The organism is Ruegeria sp. BE10 (genome assembly GCF_056538905.1).
Window position 1 is genome coordinate 1 of sequence record NZ_JBQFTX010000004.1, and the last position, 18,937, is coordinate 18,937.

The window sequence follows — 18,937 nt, forward strand, 5'->3', positions numbered from 1 at the left end:
CGTCGACAAATACTGGTCCCCCGTCAACCGCGTCGACAACGCATATGGCGACCGAAACCTCGTCTGCACATGCCCACCAATGGACGCATACGAAGAAGCCGCAGAATAAACACAAAACACAAAGCCCCGCCGGAATACCGGCGGGGTTTTTCGCCAATAGGAAACCTGTGTTCCAAATTGCGCACCCACCCTATGTCGTTTTCTGCGGGTGAACGGTCTTTTTTGCTTGCTGGATCTGCGAAGGCCTCATACCCCTGTCCGTGGGACACCCCTCCCCAACGAGGGGCGTGTATCTGGAAGGGTAATACACATGACCATCGAACAACCGGCAACGCGGCCGGCGAATCCGCGTTTTTCCTCGGGCCCCTGCGCCAAACCCCCCACATTTGATCTGTCCAAACTGGCCGATGCCGCGCTGGGTCGGTCGCACCGTGCAGCCGTTGGCAAGGACAAGCTGAAGGCGGCCATTGAAGGCACGCGCGAGGTTCTGGGCATTCCGGCGGATTACAAGATCGGCATCGTTCCCGCCTCGGACACCGGCGCGGTCGAGATGGCGCTGTGGTCGCTGCTTGGCGAACGCAAGGTAGAGATGCTGGCGTGGGAGAGCTTTGGCTCGGGTTGGGTGACCGATGTTGTCAAACAGCTGAAGATCGACGCCGAGGTGAAAACGGCCGAGTACGGGCAGATCGTTGATCTCGCATCCGTCGATTTCGCCAATGACGTTGTGTTTACATGGAACGGCACCACCTCGGGTGTGCGGGTTCCCAATGGCAACTGGATTGCGGATGACCGTCAGGGTCTGACGATCTGTGACGCAACCAGCGCAGCCTTTGCGATGGACCTGCCCTGGGACAAGTTGGATGTCACCACCTTCAGCTGGCAGAAGGTGCTGGGTGGTGAGGCCGCGCATGGCATGCTGATCCTGTCACCCCGCGCGGTGGAGCGGCTGGAGAGCTACACACCTGCATGGCCCCTGCCTAAGATTTTTCGTCTGACCAAGGGTGGCAAACTGATCGATGGTATCTTTACCGGTGCCACGATCAACACGCCTTCGATGCTGGCGGTCGAAGATTACCTGTTCGCGCTGGATTGGGCGCGCTCGGTTGGTGGTCTGCAAGGGCTGATCGCCCGAGCTGATGCCAATGCCGGTGCGGTGCATGCATTCTGTGACCGGAACGACTGGATCGCCAATCTGGCCGAGGATGCTGCGACGCAGTCGAACACTTCGGTCTGCCTGAAGTTCACCGATGACCGCATTCAAGATGGCGCAGTCTTTGCCAAAGCCGTGGCGAAACGGCTGGAGGCCGAGAATATCGCGCTGGATATCGGCGCCTATCGCGACGCGCCTGCGGGCCTGCGCATCTGGTGCGGTGGTACGGTCGAAACCTCGGATATCGAGGCGATGCTGCCCTGGCTGGCCTGGGCTTTTGAGGCCGAGATCGCGGCGCAAACCGAAGCCGCCTGACCTTTTCACCGGGCCCCATCAGGCCCGGACCTTCCCTACAATTCAAGGACCGAGATATGGCCCCCAAAGTACTCGTATCTGACAAGCTCAGCGAAACCGCCGTTCAAATCTTCCGGGATCGCGGCATCGATGTGGATTTCATGCCCGATCTTGGCAAGGACAAAGACAAGCTGGCCGAGGTGATCGGTCAGTATGACGGCCTTGCCATCCGTTCGGCCACCAAGGTCACGCCGACCCTGCTTGAAAAGGCTGACAACCTGAAAGTCATTGGCCGCGCTGGCATCGGCACGGACAATGTGGACAAAGAGGCTGCCTCGAAAAAAGGCGTGATCGTGATGAACACGCCTTTTGGCAACATGATCACAACGGCCGAACATGCGATTGCCATGATGTTCGCCGTTGCGCGGCAAATCCCAGAGGCCAGCACCTCGACCCATGCGGGCAAATGGGAAAAGTCCAAGTTCATGGGGATCGAGCTGACCAACAAGACCCTCGGCGTGATCGGTGCGGGCAATATCGGTGGTATCGTTTGTGAACGCGCGCTGGGTCTGAAGATGAAGGTCATCGCCTATGATCCCTATCTGGGCGAAGAGAAAGCCGCCAAGATGGGCGTGGAAAAGGTCGAACTGGACGAACTGCTGTCGCGGGCAGACTTCATCACCCTGCACGTGCCGCTGACGGACCAGACCCGTAACATCCTGAGCCGCGAAAACCTGGCCAAGACCAAGCCGGGCGTGCGCATCGTCAACTGTGCCCGTGGTGGTCTGGTCGACGAAGAGGCGCTGGCCGAACTGCTGCAATCCGGTCACATTGCTGGCGCCGCCTTTGATGTGTTCAGCGAGGAACCGGCCAAGGAAAACGCCCTGTTCAACCTGCCCAACGTCGTCTGCACGCCGCATCTGGGTGCGGCCACGACCGAGGCGCAGGAAAACGTGGCGCTGCAGGTGGCCGAGCAGATCTCGAACTATCTGCTGACAGGAGCGGTGGAAAACGCGCTGAACATGCCCAGCGTCACCGCCGAAGAAGCCAAGATCATGGGGCCGTGGATCAAGCTGGCCGGTCACTTGGGCAGCTTCATAGGTCAAATGACGGATGAGCCGATCAAGGCGATTAACATCCTCTATGACGGTGTCGCCTCCGAGATGAACCTGGCGGCCCTGAACTGCTCGGTCGTGGCGGGGATCATGAAGAAGTTCAACCCCGAGGTGAACATGGTCTCGGCTCCGGTCGTCGCCAAAGAGCGTGGCATTCAGATCTCGACCACCAATCAGGACAAGTCCGGTGCGTTCGAAGGCTATATCAAAGTGACCGTGGTGACCGAAAAGCGCGAACGCTCGATCGGGGGCACGGTCTTCAGCGACGGCAAGCCACGTTTCATCCAGATCAAGGGTATCAATATCGAGGCCGAGGTGGGTGCGCACATGCTCTACACCACCAACGAGGACGTGCCGGGCATCATCGGTGCACTGGGTCAGACCATGGGTGACAATGACGTCAACATCGCCAACTTTACCCTTGGCCGGGCGGAAGCAGGCGGCGAAGCCATTGCGTTGCTTTACGTGGACGAGCCGGTCCCGGCCGAGGCGCGCGCCAAGCTGGCGGAAACCGGTCTGTTCACCCAGATCAAACCGCTGGAGTTCGACGTCGCCTAAGCAGTGTTGAATTTCTGGAACAATTCTTGCCCGCGCCCCTCAAGGCGCGGGTATTTTCTTTTCCTGACACGCATTTCGCGCCAAAAGCCGGGTACGCGTTTATCCGAGGGATTTTCATGACATCCGCCATCTACGCCATCGGCGATATCCACGGGCAGTTAGAGATGCTTGAAAATGCGCTGCACCTTATCGAACAGGACGGTGGGCGGGATGCGCGGATCGTGTTTTTGGGTGACTATGTAGATCGTGGGCCGGATTGTCGTGGCGTTCTGGACCTTTTGGTCGCTGGGCAAAAGGTCGGACGGAACTGGGTTTTTCTGTTGGGCAATCATGACCGGATGTTCGCCAGATTCATGCACGATGGTTCGACCGCCGAGGCCAAATTGCGGATCGGCGAACACTGGCTGCATGCGCGTTTGGGCGGGACCGAGACGTTGGCGTCGTACGGTGTGACGTACACCGAAGAAGAACGCGTTTACAAAATTCTCGACCGCGCAAGGGCAGCGGTGCCGTCGGACCATGTCGACTTTCTGAACCGGCTGGTGACGTACCATCACCAGGATGAGGTCCTGTTCGTCCATGCCGGGATTCGCCCCGGTGTATCGCTGGCCGATCAGACCGAGGAAGACCTGATCTGGATACGGGGCGAGTTTCTGGATGATCCGCGACCGCACCCGTGGCTGGTGGTCCATGGGCACACACCTTCGGAACAGGCTGAGCATCGCGGTAACCGGATCAATCTGGACGGAGGTGCCGGGATGGGGCGACCATTGGTTCCGGCGGTGTTTGAGGGCCGGGATTGCTGGCTGCTCACCAACGATGGCCGTGTGCCGCTGATCCCTTAACCCTTGGTGAACAGGTCCTTGTAGTCCTCACGCAGGAAATTCTTTTGCACCTTGCCCATCGTGTTGCGCGGCAACTCTTCCAGCACGATCAGTTTGCGCGGGTGTTTGAACCGGGCCAGCGAGTTCTGCACGTTGGCCAGAATGGCCTCGGGGTCCAGTGTTTGTCCCGGCTCGGGCACCAGAATGCCGACCGGTGTTTCGCCGAAATCCGGGTGCGGCACGCCGATCACGGCGCTTTCCAACACGCCCGGCTGGTCATCCAGAACCAGCTCAACCTCTTTGGGGTAAATGTTGTACCCGCCCGAGATGATCAGGTCCTTGCCGCGCCCGACGATGTGAACATACCCGTCCGCATCCAAACGCCCCAGATCGCCGGTGATGAAAAACCCGTCTTCGCGCAGCTCGGCGGCGGTTTTCTCGGGCATTTGCCAATAGCCCTGAAACACGTTGGGGCCGCGCACCTCAAGCATGCCGATTTCACCCTGCGGCAAGTCTGTGCCGGTTTCAGGGTCGGTCACCTTCAGTTCGACGCCGGGCAGGGGAAAGCCCACCGTGCCCGGGCGACGTTCGCCGTCATGGGGGTTCGAAGTGCTCATGTTGGTCTCGGTCATGCCGTACCTCTCAAGGATACGGTGGCCAGTGCGCGCCTCGAACCGCTCATGGGTCTCCGCCAGTAACGGCGCCGAGCCCGAGATGAACAAACGCATGTGCCGGGTCAGATCGCCAGTGAACCGCTCATCGCCCAGTAAGCGGGTGTAAAAGGTTGGAACTCCCATCATCGTCGTGGCCTGCGGCATCAGCCGCAACATGCCTTCAAGATCGAATTTCGGCAAAAAGATCATCGACCCGCCCGCGGACAGCGCCACATTTGTCGCCACGAACAGCCCGTGCGTGTGAAAGATTGGCAGCGCATGCAGCAGCACGTCATCCGCCGTGAACCGCCACTCCTGCACTAGCGTTTCAGCGTTTGACAGCAGATTGGCATGCGTCAGCATCGCGCCCTTCGATCGTCCCGTTGTGCCCGAAGTATAAAGGAATGCGGCCAGATCATCCTCGGACCGCTGGACCGGCTCAAACGCGGGTAACATCCCCAGCGCCCGCCGCATAAGGCTTCCCGAACCATCGGCGTTGAGCGTCTCTAACCGGGCGTCTTGGGCGGCGGCGATGGGGGCCAGCCCCTGTTCTTTTGCGGCGTCACAGACAACCAGTTTCGCACCGCTGTTTTCGATGAAATTTTGCAACTCGGCCGTGGTGTATCCGGTATTCAGTGGCAGAAAGATCAATCCGGTCTGCACGCAGGCAGCATAGAGCGCCAGCGCCTGGGGCGATTTTTCCACCTGTACGGCCACGCGTTCACCGGGCTCAAGTTCGTATCCGCTTAGGGTATTGGCGATCTGCGCGGCCATGTCCAGAAAATCGGCATGGGTCAGGATCTGACCATCAGGAAGATGAAGAAACGGTGTGTGTTTGCCCGCGTGAATGCCAAACAGCCGTTCGTACAGCGGGTTACCCATTTCGTCTTTCCTTTGCGTCTGCTCAATCTTGAGTGAATCTGTATCGGATTGAGCAGAGGGTAAAGAGAAATCCGGGCGCGGTTTAGAATTGCGTGGTCATGCGATACCCGGCGGCAAAGAACATCTTGGCAAAGGTCACGGGCTGACCCTGCAACCAGGTGGTGCGCTCTCCGGTAAAGACGGGTTCTCCTTCGGGGACGTCCAGAAACCCGGCGAGTGTTGTATCGGCACGGCTGGCCAGAAAACTCAGTTCGACATTGGTGAAGGGCAGGGTCTGGATCAGCCACTCATTCGGTCCGATCTGCGAGAAATCTGCCTGCTCCACCTGCGGGACCGAGGCCGTGACGATCCAGCGATCCTCAAACTGAAACGGCGTGTTGCCGTTGAAATGCATGCAGCGAACATGCATCACGCTTTGCTCCTCAGACAGAGCCAATCGGGCGCTTAGCCATTCCGGAGCAGTCTCTAACTTAGAAGAAACCAGCGCATAGCGATACGTGCCGCCCATCGCCTCAACCTCGTCCCGGACCATGGGGATGGTGAAACGGGCCTGTCGCTGCGGTGCGCTCAACACCCGCGTACCAGCCTTGCGCCGGCGTTCCAGATAGCCCTCGTCAGCTAACTCCCGCAGGGCGCGGTTCACTGTTGTGCGGGTGCAGGAAAACTCGACCGCAAGATCTTGTTCGTTGGGCAACAGAGAGTCGGGCTGCCACTCGCCCGATCGGATGCGGGACAGAACGGTTTTCTTGATGTCTTTGTAGCTGGTGGTGTCACTGGATTGGGGCATGATGACCGTTCCCTTAGACCGAGGCCAGCAGGCCCGCAATCGCGGATCTATAGGCGGATATGATCTGATCACGTGCGACGTGGCGGCCCTGTTTCACCATGTGGCGTCCGGCAGACCACAAGTCAATTACCAGCCCATCAGGGGCGGCAAAACACAGTCCATCCAGCAATTGATCGTCCGTCAATGCGCAGAGCGTCGGGTGGGTCCGGTCAATGGCCAGCAGATCAGCTAACTTGCCCTCGGCAACCTCACCAGCGTTACGTCCAAGTGCTTGCGCACCACCTTGCGCGGCACCGGTATAAAGAGCGTGCCCGACCGAGCCTTCGCCCGGTACCAGGACCGCCCGCTGTTGATCACGCAGACGTTGGGAGTATTCCAGGGTGCGCAGTTCTTCGGGCAAGGAAATCCTAATATTAGAGTCTGATCCGACCCCGAATCGTCCGTTTTCTGCGACGTAGGTCGCGCCGTTGAAAATACCATCGCCCAGATTGGCCTCGGTGATCGGGCACAGCCCCGCCACAGCACCGGACTGGGCCAGTGTGCGGGTTTCGGCATCGGTCATATGGGTGGCATGGATCAGACACCACCGCGCGTTCACGTCTGCATTGTCCAGCAGCCAGGCCACCGGACGCTGGCCCAACGCGGATTGTACGTCGGCGACTTCCTGAACCTGTTCGGCGATATGGATATGGACCGGACCCTTGGGTGTGTTTTGCAGCAGTTCGCGCAGGTCTGTCGGTGAAGTTGCGCGCAGGGAATGTGGCGCAACCCCCAATATAGAGTCAGTGTGTGGCAGTTTATTACGGCAATCATCCACCAAATTCAAAAACCGGGACACATCATTGCTGAACCGCAACTGCCCACCTGACAGCGGGTCCTGCGCAACGCCGCCATAGGTGTAGAGGACCGGTAAATGAGTCAGACCGATCCCTGACTGGTGCGCGGCGGAAAAGATACGCTGGCTTAGTTCCGAGAGTTGATCGTAGGCCGCTCCGCCGGGTTGGTGATGGACATAGTGGAATTCACCGACCGAGGCATACCCGGCCTCCTGCATCTCCATGAAAACCAGTGCGGCGATGGCTTCGATCTGGTCGGGCGTCAACCGATCCAGAAAGCGATACATCAGGTTGCGCCATGTCCAGAAACTCTCACGTCCGGCCATGCGGGTTTCCGTCATGCCCGCCATGGCCCGTTGAAAGGCGTGGCTGTGCAGGTTTGCCAAAGCGGGCAAAAGAACGTCAACGCGCGTATCATCGGGCAATGCCGACACCTGATACTGCACCTGGCTGATACGCCCATGGTCGATTTCTACTCGCACATCGTGAACCCAATCAGAGCCTAATAAAGCTGTCTTGGCATGAATCTGCATTTTGATTTCCATAATGTGTAGACTTCATATCTTTACACCTATACATAAAAATCAAACAAGAGGGGAGCCGAAAAGAATCGCCATGACCAGAAAAGCGGTCTTACTCAGCGCCAGGATGGCCACGATGTCAGAAGGGGGCACGCCCTATGGGCTGTGTCGGGATGCAGCGATCGCCGTTAACGGGGCAAAGATTGTCTGGGTCGGCGAACGCCAGGACCTGCCGCCGGAATATGCCGATTGGCCGGTCGAGGATTTCGGTGAACGGTTGATCACTCCGGCGCTGATTGACGCGCATACCCATGTGGTGTTTGGCGGAAACCGCGCAACTGAGTTTGAAATGCGGCTGAATGGCGCCTCATACGAGGACATCGCCCGTGCCGGGGGTGGTATCCTCTCCACGGTCAACGCCACGCGGTCCGCCAGCGCTGAGATGCTTTTGTCAGATGCTCTAACCCGCGTGGACGCCCTGATTGCTGAGGGTGTCAGCACCCTTGAGGTCAAGTCGGGCTATGGGTTGGATACCGAGACCGAATTGAAGATGCTGCGCGTTGCCCGCCGGATCGGTGAAACCCGCCCTATCCGCGTCAAATCCAGCTTTCTGGGCGCACATGCAGTGCCGCCGGAATATGCCGAATGCCCCGACGACTATATTCGCGAGGTCTGCATCCCAACCCTGCGCGCGGCCCATGCCGAGGGGCTGGTGGACGCGGTGGATGGGTTCTGCGAAGGAATCGCCTTTAACCCCGCACAAATCGCCCTGGTTTTTGATGTGGCGCAAGAGCTGGGCCTGCCGGTGAAACTGCATGCCGAGCAGTTGTCCAATCTGGGGGGGGCGCAACTGGCGGCCTCTTACGGGGCTTTGTCGGCGGATCACATCGAATACCTGGATGCCAATGGTGTATCAGCCATGGCAAAGGCCGGAACCACGGCCGTGCTGTTGCCGGGCGCGTTTTACACACTGCGGGAAACGCAGGTGCCACCCGTTGATCTGCTGCGCCAGCATCAAGTGCCAATGGCCCTGGCAACCGACTGCAATCCCGGTTCTTCGCCGCTGACCTCGCTGCTGCTGACCATGAACATGGGCTGCACGCTGTTTCGTCTGACGCCTGAAGAGGCGCTGGCGGGTGTCACCCGCAACGCCGCGCGCGCGTTGGGGATCAACGATGCGGGCACTCTCGCGCCGGGGCATAGGGCGGATCTGGCGATCTGGAATGTCACTCATCCGGCGGAACTGGCCTATCGCGTCGGCTTCAACCCACTGCATAAACGTCTTTTCGGAGGGATCGAATGACGTCTCTGATTTTGCAGCCCGGTCAGGTTTCTTTGGCGCAACTGGCCGAGATCTATTGGGATCAAACGGCTGTTTCACTGGATTCTGACTGCAAGCCCGCAGTCGATGCGGCGGCGCAACGTATTCAGGCGGCGGCTCGGGGCGATGACCCCGTCTATGGCGTCAATACCGGTTTTGGGAAACTGGCCAGCCTCAAAATCGCGCCACAGGACACCTCGACCCTGCAGCGCAACCTGATCCTCAGCCATTGTTGCGGTGTTGGTCCCGCCATACCGCAAAGGCTGACCCGGCTGATGATGACACTCAAGCTGTTGTCCTTCGGTCGCGGTGCATCGGGCGTGCGGTGGGAACTGATCGAGCTGTTGCAGCAGATGCTGGCCCGCGGGGTCACTCCGGTGATCCCGGCACAGGGTTCGGTTGGGGCATCGGGCGACCTGGCGCCACTAGCCCATATGACGGCGGTGATCATTGGCGCGGGAGAGGCGGAGGTGAGCGGCACTGTCCTGCCGGGGGTTGAAGCACTGAAAACAGTTGATTTAGAGCCTATTCAACTGGGTCCCAAGGAAGGACTGGCCTTTATCAACGGCACCCAGTTTTCAACCGCCTTTGCTTTGGCTGGGTTGTTCGAGGCTTGGCGCGCGGCGCAAAGTGCGTTGGTTGTTTCGGCCTTGTCGACCGATGCGATCATGGGGTCCACCGCACCCCTGCGGCCTGAAATTCACACTTTGCGCGGTCATCGTGGCCAGACCGAAGCCGCCGGCGCCATGCGCGCCGTGCTGGACGGGTCGGAAATTCGGGAAAGTCACCGTGAGGGCGACACCCGCGTTCAGGATCCTTATTGCATCCGCTGTCAACCGCAGGTCACGGGTGCGGCGATGGATGTATTGCGGCAGGCCGCCGCCACGCTTGAGGTTGAGGCCAACGCAGCCACCGACAATCCGCTGGTTCTGGCCGACGGGATTGTCTCGGGAGGGAATTTCCATGCTGAACCTGTAGGGTTCGCCGCTGATATGATCGCGCTGGCCGTGTCCGAAATCGGTGCTATCGCGCAGCGACGCATCGCACTGATGGTGGATCCGACGCTCAGCTTTGATTTGCCGCCTTTCCTGACCCCTGATCCGGGGTTGAATTCTGGCCTGATGATTGCGGAGGTCACCACCGCGGCATTGATGAGCGAGAACAAGCACCTCGCCAATCCCTGTGTCACCGACAGCACCCCCACCTCGGCCAACCAGGAGGATCATGTTTCGATGGCGGCCCATGGTGCGCGGCGCCTGATCCGAATGGTCGAGAATTTGAACTACATTCTGGGTGTGGAACTACTGTGTGCGGCTCAAGGGGTTGAATTTCGCGCGCCTCTGGTCACCAGCGGGCCTTTGCAGCAGGTCATTGCTCGGTTGCGGGCTGACATTCCGGCCCTGACCGAAGATCGTTATCTGGCCCCTGAGTTGGAGACCGCGAAACAATTGGTAGCCGGGGCGTCGATCCTACGGGCCGTTGGCACCCCAATGCCCGAGGTGGTGTGATGCAGGTGGTTAGCGTGCATCACGGGGATGGCCCTATCGTCTTGGGACAGCCGCATGGCGGGACCTATGTGCCGGATGACATCGCAGCTCGTCTCAATGGCACTGGGCGTGCATTGGCGGACACGGATTGGCACATAAACAGGCTCTATGAAAAGCTTTTGAGTGGTGCGACGGTGGTTCAGTCGCATGTTCATCGCTATGTCATCGACGCCAATCGCGATCCCGACGGTGTTTCGCTTTACCCAGGGCAAAACACGACAACGCTGGTGTCATTGACCGATTTCGATGGGCAACCGATCTGGCGCGACGGGCAGGAACCATCGGAGGATGAGATCGGTCAGAGGCGCGAAACCTTCCATGCACCCTATCATGCCGCGCTTGCCGAAGAGTTGGAGCGCGTGCGGGCAAAGCACGGCGTGGCTGTTCTGTTCGATTGCCACTCGATCCGCAGTCGCATTCCATTTCTGTTTGAAGGCATGTTGCCCGACTTGAATATCGGGACGGATGGGGGAGTGACCTGTGCGCCAGACATAGAGTCTATTACAATTGAATTTGCCGCATCATCGCCCTACAGCACCGTTCTGAACGGGCGGTTCCGGGGTGGCTGGACAACCCGCCACTATGGCCGTCCGGCCGACGGTCTGCACGCCATACAGATGGAACTGGCGCAATCCACTTACCTGACAGCCGAGGCCGCCCCGTGGAGTTATGACACTGCCAAGGCCGACCGCCTGCGTCGTTGGCTGCGCGATATTCTTGAAGCCATCCAAGACACTGCATTGGAGACGATCCCATGACCGACCCTCGCAAGAACACGCGCGATATCTATCCGCCGACAGGCCCCGAACTGAACGCCAAAAGCTGGCTGACTGAGGCCCCGCTGAGGATGTTAATGAACAACCTGCACCCGGACGTGGCCGAAAACCCGCATGAACTGGTGGTCTATGGCGGTATCGGCCGCGCGGCGCGGACTTGGCAGGATTTCGACACTATTGTTGCCGGTTTGAAGGATCTGGAGGAAGACGAGACCCTGATCGTCCAGTCCGGCAAACCCGTGGCGATCATACGCACGCATAAGGACGCGCCGCGGGTGCTGATCGCCAATTCGAATCTCGTGCCCCATTGGGCGACCTGGGATCACTTCAACGAACTCGATAAGAAGGGCTTGATGATGTACGGCCAGATGACCGCTGGCTCGTGGATTTACATCGGCACGCAGGGCATCGTTCAGGGCACCTATGAGACCTTTGCCGAGGCCGGGCGCCGGCATTATGGCGGCGACCTGACCGGCAAGTGGATTCTGACCGGGGGCTTGGGCGGCATGGGGGGGGCGCAACCGCTGGCCGCCGTTTTTGCCGGTGCCTGCTGTCTGGCGGTCGAATGTAATCCAGACAGTATCGATTTCCGCCTGCGCACCAAATACGTCGACGAAAAGGCCGAGACTCTGGACGAAGCGTTGGAGATGATCGACCGCTGGACCAAAGCGGGCGAGGCAAAATCCGTGGGCCTGTTGGGTAACGCGGCCGAGGTGTTCCCAGAAATCTTCAAAAGAGGGAACGAAGGCGTCCGCCCGTATCCCGATATCGTCACCGACCAGACCAGCGCCCATGATCCGATCAACGGCTACTTGCCAATTGGTTGGTCCATGGCGCAGTGGCGTGAAATGCGTGAAACAGACCCTAAAGCAGTTGAAAAGGCTGCGCGGGCGTCGATGAAACAACACGTCGCCGCGATGGTTGATTTTTGGAACGCGGGCGTGCCGACGCTGGATTACGGTAACAACATCCGGCAGGTGGCACAGGATGAGGGGTTGGAGAACGCTTTTGCCTTCCCCGGTTTCGTTCCCGCCTATATCCGTCCGCTGTTTTGCAAAGGCATCGGTCCGTTCCGCTGGTGTGCGTTGTCAGGTGACCCCGAGGATATCTATAAGACCGACGCCAAGATGAAAGAGCTGTTCCCTGAGAACGAACATCTGCACCGCTGGCTCGACATGGCGCAGGAACGGATTGCGTTTCAGGGCCTGCCCGCGCGGATTTGCTGGATCGGGCTCGGCGACCGGCACCGCGCCGGGTTGGCGTTCAATGAGATGGTCGCCAATGGTGAGCTAAAAGCGCCGGTCGTGATCGGCCGGGATCACTTGGACAGCGGTTCCGTCGCTAGCCCGAACCGCGAGACCGAGGCGATGTTGGACGGGTCTGACGCCGTAAGCGATTGGCCGCTGCTGAATGCTCTGATCAACACCGCCAGCGGCGCGACCTGGGTCTCGCTGCATCACGGTGGTGGGGTCGGCATGGGGTTCTCTCAACATGCGGGTGTGGTGATCTGTGCCGATGGTACCGAGGACGCGGCCCGACGGTTGGAACGTGTGCTGTGGAACGATCCGGCCTCGGGCGTGTGGCGGCATGCGGATGCGGGGTATGACATTGCAAAGGATTGCGCCCGCGCCCATGGGCTGCGATTGCCTGGCATTCTGGGGTAACATATCAACTGTCTCTGGTGAATTGGCGGCCCCTGCGTTATGCGCGGGGGAGCCTGCAGGAGACCGATGATGTACGTAGCCACTCTGTTGACCAATCCGAACATGCCGAAGCTCGAGCAGGCTTTGGTCGAGTCGATGTGCAACGCGTGGGGCGGGGGCGATCTGGTTTGGCTCAGCGAAGATGAGGCGGCGCAGTTCACGTTTCCCGAGCTGCCTGATAATCAGTGGGACGTCTGGGCAGAGCTGCAGTTGTTGGAGGTCGACCTGATCGTGCAGCCGTTCGGGAAACGCCGCAAGCTGATGCTGCTGGCCGATATGGACAGCACCATGATCCAGCAGGAATGTATTGACGAACTGGCCGATGAGGCGGGCGTGGGCGATCGCGTCAAAGACATTACCGCGCGGGCCATGAATGGTGAGCTTGATTTCGAAGGTGCGCTGATTGAACGTGTCGGCCTACTGAAGGGCTTGGATGAGGCGGTGATCGACAAGGTTCTGAACGAACGCATTACATTGATGCCGGGCGGTAAGGAACTGGTTGCGACGATGCGCCTGAACGGGGGCTATGCGGCCCTGGTGTCGGGTGGGTTCACGGCCTTCACCGCGAGGGTGGCTGATCTGCTTGGCTTTGATGAAAACCGCGCCAATACATTGCTGGCCGAAAAGGGCAAGCTGACCGGCGATGTACAGCGCCCGATTCTGGGCAAACAGGCAAAGGTGGATGCGCTGGCGCAGATTACCAAGCGGCTGGGCCTGTCCGAGGCCGACGTGATTGCCGTGGGCGATGGCGCCAATGATCTGGGCATGCTGAGCCGGGCCGGAACCGGTGTGGCGCTGCATGCCAAACCTTCGGTCGCCGCCAAATGCGATATTCGGATCAACTACGGAGATCTGACGGCTTTGCTGTACCTGCAGGGCTATTCCCGCGCGGCCTTTACCGAGGTCTGATCCCAAGGGGCTTCCCTTTATTTAACAAAAATGTTAAACAATGGTCATGAACACGCTTCTGACCGCATTTTCGGCATTGTCCGATGCCACCCGATTCTCGATCGTCGAGCAGTTAATGCAAAACGGTGAACTGCCCGCTGGTGACCTGATCGAAGGTCGCGGCATGTCCGGGGCCGCGATCTCGCGCCATCTGAAGGTGTTGCGCGCCGCCGGGCTGGTGCAGCAGCGAGTGCAGGGCAGTCAACGCATGTATTCCATCCAGCCCGAGGGGCTGCGGACCATCGCGGAATGGACCATCTCGAAACGGCAATTCTGGGAAAGCAGCCTCGACCGTTTGAACGATTTGATTGAAAGGGAGAATTCATGGCCGACCTGAAATTGGAACGCGCGTTTCCCACATCCCAGGAAAACCTGTTTGCCTGGATCAGCGATGGAGCAAAGCTGTTGCAGTGGTGGGGCCCCGAAGGGATGCATGTGCCCGAACATGATTTGGATTTTTCACGCCTTGGGCCGTGGCACTCGGTCATGGTGAATGCCGAAGGGCAGCGATACAAAGTATCCGGGCAGGTGACCCATGTTGATCCGCCGAATTCAGTGGGGTTCACCTGGGCCTGGCATGACGATCAGGATCAGCGCGGAGCGGAAAGCCACGTGACGCTGACGGTCACAGCGACGGAAGCTGGTGCAAAGCTGGTTCTTGATCACCGCGAATTGGCCGATGCCGAGGTCGCGGCCAACCACAATCAGGGTTGGACTTCGTCACTGCGCAAGCTGGAAGCTCAGTTTTAAGATTTTCATTAGGGAGGAAGAGAAATGCCTCAGTTCTTGTTTGTCTATCACGGCGGTCACACCCCAACCGACCCCGCCGAAATCGAAGCGACCATGGCCGCCTGGGGCGCATGGTTCCAGAATATGGGCGATGCGCTGGACATCCCCGGCAACCCGGTGGGCCAGTCCTATACCGTTAGCAACAGCGGTGTCGTCGACAATGGCGGTGCCAACCCGGCCTCGGGGTTCACGGTCATCAGGGCCGACAGCATCGACGCCGCCAACGAGATGGCCAAGGGCTGCCCCATGGTCGTCAACGGATCAGGCTCGGTCGAAGTGGCCGAAATTCATCCGATCGAGATGTGATCGCCTTAGCCGGGGAAACCCGGCGCAGGCTTGATGATGCCGCATTCCAGCCCGCGGCGGCTGTACTGAATGGCGTTCATGAATTTGCGGGTGGCCGGGTGTTCGGCCTCCAGCACACCCAGATGGACCAGAATGGATGCGATGGCACATTCAGCGGCACGCGTGGTGCCGTCTGTGATCTTCAGTGCCACGCCCATGCGTTTTTCCGGAATGATGGCGATGAAAACAGCTTCGGCCCCGGTCTTGATCGCGGCGCGGCCCTCCATCGCGCGCATCAGTTCGGTACAGGCGCGGCTTTCACCGGCAACCAGTTCGGGATGTTTGATCATCGCGGCGGTCAGTTGCTGCGCCGCATCGCTGGCCCGGTCCGACCGGTCGGCGGCCGAGGCAAACCACGCCATGGACCGCGCCAACCCCATCAGCGAGGTGGCAAAATTCGGCGCTGAACATCCGTCTATCCCATAGGCGGGGCTGGCCTCACCGGTTGTTTCTTCGATGGCTGACAGACAGGCCTGCTGAACTGGGTGGTCGATTTCCAGATACTCCGGCCCGGCCCCCATATGCTGGGCCACGGTCAGGAACCCGCTATGCTTTCCCGAACAGTTATTGTGAATCTGGCAAGGCGTGTCGTCGGCCAGAATCAATCCGTCGCGCGCGGCCATATCCTGCGGCTCTTGCGGGCCGCAGCGCAGATCATGTTCGGACAGGTTCAGATGGTCCAACCAGGCCGTCACGCGGTCAGTGTGGATATGCGCGCCGCTGTGTGAGGCGCAAGCCAACGCCAGATGCTCGCTGTTCAGCCCGTATTTCGCCGCGGCACCTGAGGTGATCAGCGGCAGTCCTTGGATCATCTTGGCAGAAGAGCGGGGGTAGATAATCGCATTTGGATCACCCCAGCTTTGTACGATCTGGCCACTGTCATCGCAGATCACTGCATGGCCCAGATGCAGGCTTTCCAACAAGGGGCCGCGCCATAGTTCTGTCATTGGTACCGGCTGCGTCATCAGGCCTCTCCGTAATATGCGCAAAATTCTGCCAATCGCCCTTTCGCCTGTGGCGAAACCTGCGTTAGTGTGTGTATGTCGACAATCATCGGAATACGCAACTTACAGACGAACCGGCAGGGTGCGCAGGCTTTTCCGATGGGTATGAGGTAATAGGTCGAGCTAGGAGGCTGGACAGATGGGATTGAAACTCGTCCGTGTAATCGCGGGCCTGTGCATGGCAGGGATGGCCACTACGGCAACCGCTCAGCAGGCGTCAAGCACCAACCGTGTGGCAGCCAAAACCGATTGGAGCGTGTTCGTCGAAGACGATCCCACCGAATGTTGGAGCGTGTCTGCACCCAAGGAAACCGTCAACACACGCGGTGGCCGGGTGGTCTCGGTCCGCCGCAGCGATATCCTGCTGTTCGTGTTCTACCGTCCCAACGCCGAGGTGAAGGGGCAAGTGACCTTTACCGGCGGTTATCCGTTCGCGGCAGGCTCAACCGTCAATCTTGAAATCGACGGGACCGAGTTTGAACTGATCACCGAAGGCGAATGGGCCTGGCCCGCAACCGAAGGCGAAGACCTCAAGGTGGTTGCAGCGATGAAGCGGGGCACTGAGGCTGTTCTGACCGCCCGGTCCGAGCGTGGGACGCAGACCAAGGACACATTCTCGTTGCTGGGTTTCACGGCAGCGATAGAAGACGCCGAGAAACGCTGCACAAACTGATACGTATCTGAAGACACGCGAGACCCCGTCTTTTGGCGGGGTTTTCTTTTTTTGAATCGCCAAGTGTCGGCTTTACGCCACGTCTGTCTGCAAGTTTGATCCGTATCAAAGCGAGCCCCCGACATTTCTGAACTAATTAGTTCAGCTGAATAGAAGGAGCTTACGAATGCTGAATAAGCCTATTGTCGCGCTGATGATGGCAGTCGCCGTGTTGTTGAGCGCGTGTGAAAAAGATTCTGAAACCTACCCCGTATCCGGTGAGCAATGTGGGCCAGAGGATCCGGTAAAAACTTTGGATGCAGCAGATTGCGATATCCTGCCAGCGGGCATCTGAAGCGGCTTACCTGATAGCATTGATTTCGGCCGCATCGGCGTTGACGGTGCGGCCAATCTGTATTTGGGGCGCAGTAGTTCGCGTGCTACCGTCGGCAGTGGGAACCTCTGGCAGGAGCGAGTTATGCGGTACGTATTGATCATATTGTTGTTTTCCTCTGCGGCACTGGCAGACCCAACGTTGGAATGTTCAGACGCAAGTTCTCAGGTGGAAATTGGGGCGTGTGTTGGCGAGATGGAAGATCGGGTCAGTCTGGCGCTGGAGGAGAGCTACGGATTTGCCATGCAATCGGCCAAAGAGTTGGACGAGATCACCGAGCGGGTGGTGGCGCAGCCCGCCTTGGAAGCTTCGCAATCAGCCTGGGCAAGCTACCGCGATGCGCAGTGCGAAGCGGTGGGCGCTTCCTATGGCGGAGGGTCCGGTACTGGCATCGCCATCACCGCGTGCCGGGTCGATCTGGGACGCGCGCGTGTGGACGAGTTGCTGCGCTTTGCGAATTGATTGATACGATTCCTTTTGATCTTTGCCAGCGATCCTATATAGAGGCGCATCCCAAGCCAGAGTCCTTTGAGATAGCCACATGTCGCCCAAAGCGCCGATCACTCAAGATGTCATGACCATCCCCCGCAAATTGCCCGAGGGGAAGATTAACCTTGTCGGCCTGACCCGCGCCCAGCTGCGTGAGGTTTTGATCGAACATGGCACGCCGGAAAAGCAGGCCAAGATGCGCACCGGTCAGATCTGGCAATGGATTTATCAATGGGGTGTGCGCGACTTTGCCGAGATGACCAATCTGGCCAAGGCCTATCGCGCGCAACTGGCCGAAAACTTCGTGATCGAAATCCCTGAGGTTGTTACGCGTCAGGTGTCCGAGGACGGCACCCGCAAATACCTGTGCCGTATCGCGGGCGGGCACGAGGTTGAGGTCGTGTACATCCCCGAAGAAGATCGCGGCACGCTGTGCATCTCGTCTCAGGTGGGTTGCACGCTGACCTGTTCCTTCTGTCACACCGGTACGCAAAAACTGGTGCGCAACCTGACCGCGGCCGAGATTGTCGGTCAGGTGATGATGGCGCGCGACGATCTTGAGGAATGGCCGGTTCCAGGCGCGCCCAAGGACGAAACCCGTCTGCTGTCGAACATCGTTCTGATGGGCATGGGTGAGCCGCTGTATAATTTCGAAAACGTCCGCGACGCGATGAAGATCGCCATGGATCCTGAGGGGATTTCCCTGTCGCGCCGCCGCATCACCCTGTCGACCTCGGGTGTTGTGCCTGAAATCGCGCGCACGGCTGAGGAAATCGGTTGTCTGCTGGCGATCTCGTTCCATGCCACCACGGATGAAACCCGTGACGTGTTGGTGCCGATCAACAAGCGCTGGAATATCGAGGAACTGCTGGGTGCGCTGGCCAGTTACCCGAACGCATCGAATTCCGAACGGATTACCTTTGAATATGTGATGCTGGATGGCGTGAACGACAGAGACGAGGATGCGCATCGCCTGATCGACCATATCAAGCGTCATAACATCCCGGCCAAGATCAACCTGATCCCGTTCAATGAATGGCCGGGCGCGCCGTACAAGCGCAGCTCGAACAATCGCATCCGGGCCTTTGCGAATATCATTTACCAGGCGGGTTACGCCTCACCCATCCGTAAGACGCGGGGCGAGGATATCATGGCGGCTTGTGGTCAATTGAAATCGGCCACGGAACGCGCCCGAAAATCGCGCAAACAGATCGAGGCCGAAGCCGGGGTGAAAAGCTGAGGCGTGTTATTGTCGCCAAGTGGTCGACAATAAATAAATTCTCGCCTTGCTGTTCTTTGCATTCGAAATTTGGTATGTTTTAAGCGTCGGGGCTGGATCGGCGCATGTC

Annotated in this window: 19 protein-coding genes; 15 read left to right on the forward strand and 4 right to left on the reverse strand. The window is 59.1% G+C overall.

What is annotated here, in order from left to right:
• Window positions 1–310 precede the first annotated feature (310 nt).
• The 3 genes from ACR0M2_RS10330 (at window position 311) to ACR0M2_RS10340 (ending at window position 3,962) form a co-directional block, all read left to right on the forward strand.
• Complete coding sequence (locus ACR0M2_RS10330) at window positions 311–1,465, forward strand: phosphoserine transaminase (protein ID WP_480704967.1); 1,155 nt, start codon at window positions 311–313, stop codon at window positions 1,463–1,465.
• Window positions 1,466–1,521: 56 nt separating this feature from the next.
• Window positions 1,522–3,117, forward strand: a complete 1,596-nt coding sequence (serA, locus tag ACR0M2_RS10335; protein ID WP_170378171.1) for a phosphoglycerate dehydrogenase — start codon at window positions 1,522–1,524, stop codon at window positions 3,115–3,117.
• Window positions 3,118–3,233: 116 nt separating this feature from the next.
• Window positions 3,234–3,962 carry a metallophosphoesterase family protein gene (locus ACR0M2_RS10340; protein WP_480704968.1) on the forward strand — a complete coding sequence of 243 codons (729 nt, stop codon included), beginning with the start codon at window positions 3,234–3,236 and terminating at the stop codon, window positions 3,960–3,962.
• Here the strand turns inward: ACR0M2_RS10340 and ACR0M2_RS10345 are convergent.
• The 3 genes from ACR0M2_RS10345 to ACR0M2_RS10355 all read right to left on the reverse strand — a co-directional run bounded on the left by ACR0M2_RS10345 (window position 3,959) and on the right by ACR0M2_RS10355 (window position 7,632).
• Complete coding sequence (locus ACR0M2_RS10345; protein WP_480704970.1) at window positions 3,959–5,476, reverse strand: malonate--CoA ligase; 1,518 nt, start codon at window positions 5,474–5,476, stop codon at window positions 3,959–3,961. The genes ACR0M2_RS10340 and ACR0M2_RS10345 overlap by 4 nt on opposite strands.
• Window positions 5,477–5,558: 82 nt before the next feature.
• Complete coding sequence (locus ACR0M2_RS10350) at window positions 5,559–6,263, reverse strand: GntR family transcriptional regulator (protein WP_170362821.1); 705 nt, start codon at window positions 6,261–6,263, stop codon at window positions 5,559–5,561.
• 13 nt (window positions 6,264–6,276) lie between these two features.
• Entirely contained in the window at window positions 6,277–7,632 is a 1,356-nt protein-coding gene (locus ACR0M2_RS10355; RefSeq protein WP_480691219.1) for a formimidoylglutamate deiminase, read from the reverse strand.
• 82 nt (window positions 7,633–7,714) lie between these two features.
• On the opposite strand from ACR0M2_RS10355, the gene hutI reads away from it, so the two are divergent.
• From hutI to ACR0M2_RS10395, 8 genes are all read left to right on the forward strand, one after another.
• Complete coding sequence (gene hutI / locus ACR0M2_RS10360; RefSeq protein ID WP_480704972.1) at window positions 7,715–8,923, forward strand: imidazolonepropionase; 1,209 nt, start codon at window positions 7,715–7,717, stop codon at window positions 8,921–8,923.
• Window positions 8,920–10,449: a histidine ammonia-lyase gene (gene hutH, locus ACR0M2_RS10365; protein WP_480704973.1), complete on the forward strand. Its 1,530-nt coding sequence runs from the start codon at window positions 8,920–8,922 to the stop codon at window positions 10,447–10,449. Before hutI ends, hutH begins: the two co-directional genes overlap by 4 nt.
• Window positions 10,449–11,246, forward strand: coding sequence for an N-formylglutamate deformylase (gene hutG / locus ACR0M2_RS10370; RefSeq protein WP_480704975.1), 798 nt, complete (start codon window positions 10,449–10,451; stop codon window positions 11,244–11,246). The genes hutH and hutG overlap by 1 nt, the downstream gene beginning before the upstream one ends.
• A complete protein-coding gene (gene hutU, locus ACR0M2_RS10375) occupies window positions 11,243–12,928 on the forward strand; it encodes a urocanate hydratase (RefSeq protein WP_480704976.1) in 1,686 nt (561 codons plus the stop codon). The genes hutG and hutU overlap by 4 nt, the downstream gene beginning before the upstream one ends.
• A gap of 69 nt (window positions 12,929–12,997) precedes the next feature.
• Window positions 12,998–13,876 carry a phosphoserine phosphatase SerB gene (serB, locus tag ACR0M2_RS10380; RefSeq protein WP_480704978.1) on the forward strand — a complete coding sequence of 293 codons (879 nt, stop codon included), beginning with the start codon at window positions 12,998–13,000 and terminating at the stop codon, window positions 13,874–13,876.
• 46 nt (window positions 13,877–13,922) lie between these two features.
• Window positions 13,923–14,252 carry an ArsR/SmtB family transcription factor gene (locus ACR0M2_RS10385; RefSeq protein ID WP_480704980.1) on the forward strand — a complete coding sequence of 110 codons (330 nt, stop codon included), beginning with the start codon at window positions 13,923–13,925 and terminating at the stop codon, window positions 14,250–14,252.
• Window positions 14,240–14,665, forward strand: coding sequence for an SRPBCC family protein (locus tag ACR0M2_RS10390; RefSeq protein ID WP_170351118.1), 426 nt, complete (start codon window positions 14,240–14,242; stop codon window positions 14,663–14,665). The genes ACR0M2_RS10385 and ACR0M2_RS10390 overlap by 13 nt, the downstream gene beginning before the upstream one ends.
• A 24-nt stretch (window positions 14,666–14,689) precedes the next feature.
• Entirely contained in the window at window positions 14,690–15,010 is a 321-nt protein-coding gene (locus tag ACR0M2_RS10395; RefSeq protein WP_170351117.1) for a YciI family protein, read from the forward strand.
• 5 nt (window positions 15,011–15,015) lie between these two features.
• On the opposite strand, the gene ACR0M2_RS10400 is transcribed toward ACR0M2_RS10395, so the two are convergent.
• The gene (locus ACR0M2_RS10400; RefSeq protein ID WP_480704982.1) at window positions 15,016–16,014 is read right to left on the reverse strand and encodes an asparaginase; all 999 of its coding nucleotides are present in this window, start codon (window positions 16,012–16,014) and stop codon (window positions 15,016–15,018) included.
• A gap of 178 nt (window positions 16,015–16,192) precedes the next feature.
• Here ACR0M2_RS10400 and ACR0M2_RS10405 point away from each other — a divergent pair, with 178 nt between their 5' ends.
• The 4 genes from ACR0M2_RS10405 to rlmN all read left to right on the forward strand — a co-directional run bounded on the left by ACR0M2_RS10405 (window position 16,193) and on the right by rlmN (window position 18,828).
• Complete coding sequence (locus tag ACR0M2_RS10405) at window positions 16,193–16,726, forward strand: invasion associated locus B family protein (RefSeq protein ID WP_170351115.1); 534 nt, start codon at window positions 16,193–16,195, stop codon at window positions 16,724–16,726.
• Window positions 16,727–16,892: 166 nt separating this feature from the next.
• Window positions 16,893–17,060, forward strand: coding sequence for a hypothetical protein (locus ACR0M2_RS10410; RefSeq protein WP_170351114.1), 168 nt, complete (start codon window positions 16,893–16,895; stop codon window positions 17,058–17,060).
• A 123-nt stretch (window positions 17,061–17,183) separates the two neighbouring features.
• On the forward strand, window positions 17,184–17,561 hold the full coding sequence (locus tag ACR0M2_RS10415; RefSeq protein WP_170362802.1) for a lysozyme inhibitor LprI family protein: 378 nt from the start codon (window positions 17,184–17,186) through the stop codon (window positions 17,559–17,561).
• Window positions 17,562–17,640: 79 nt separating this feature from the next.
• The gene (gene rlmN, locus ACR0M2_RS10420) at window positions 17,641–18,828 is read left to right on the forward strand and encodes a dual-specificity RNA methyltransferase RlmN (RefSeq protein WP_170378193.1); all 1,188 of its coding nucleotides are present in this window, start codon (window positions 17,641–17,643) and stop codon (window positions 18,826–18,828) included.
• Window positions 18,829–18,937: the final 109 nt, after the last annotated feature.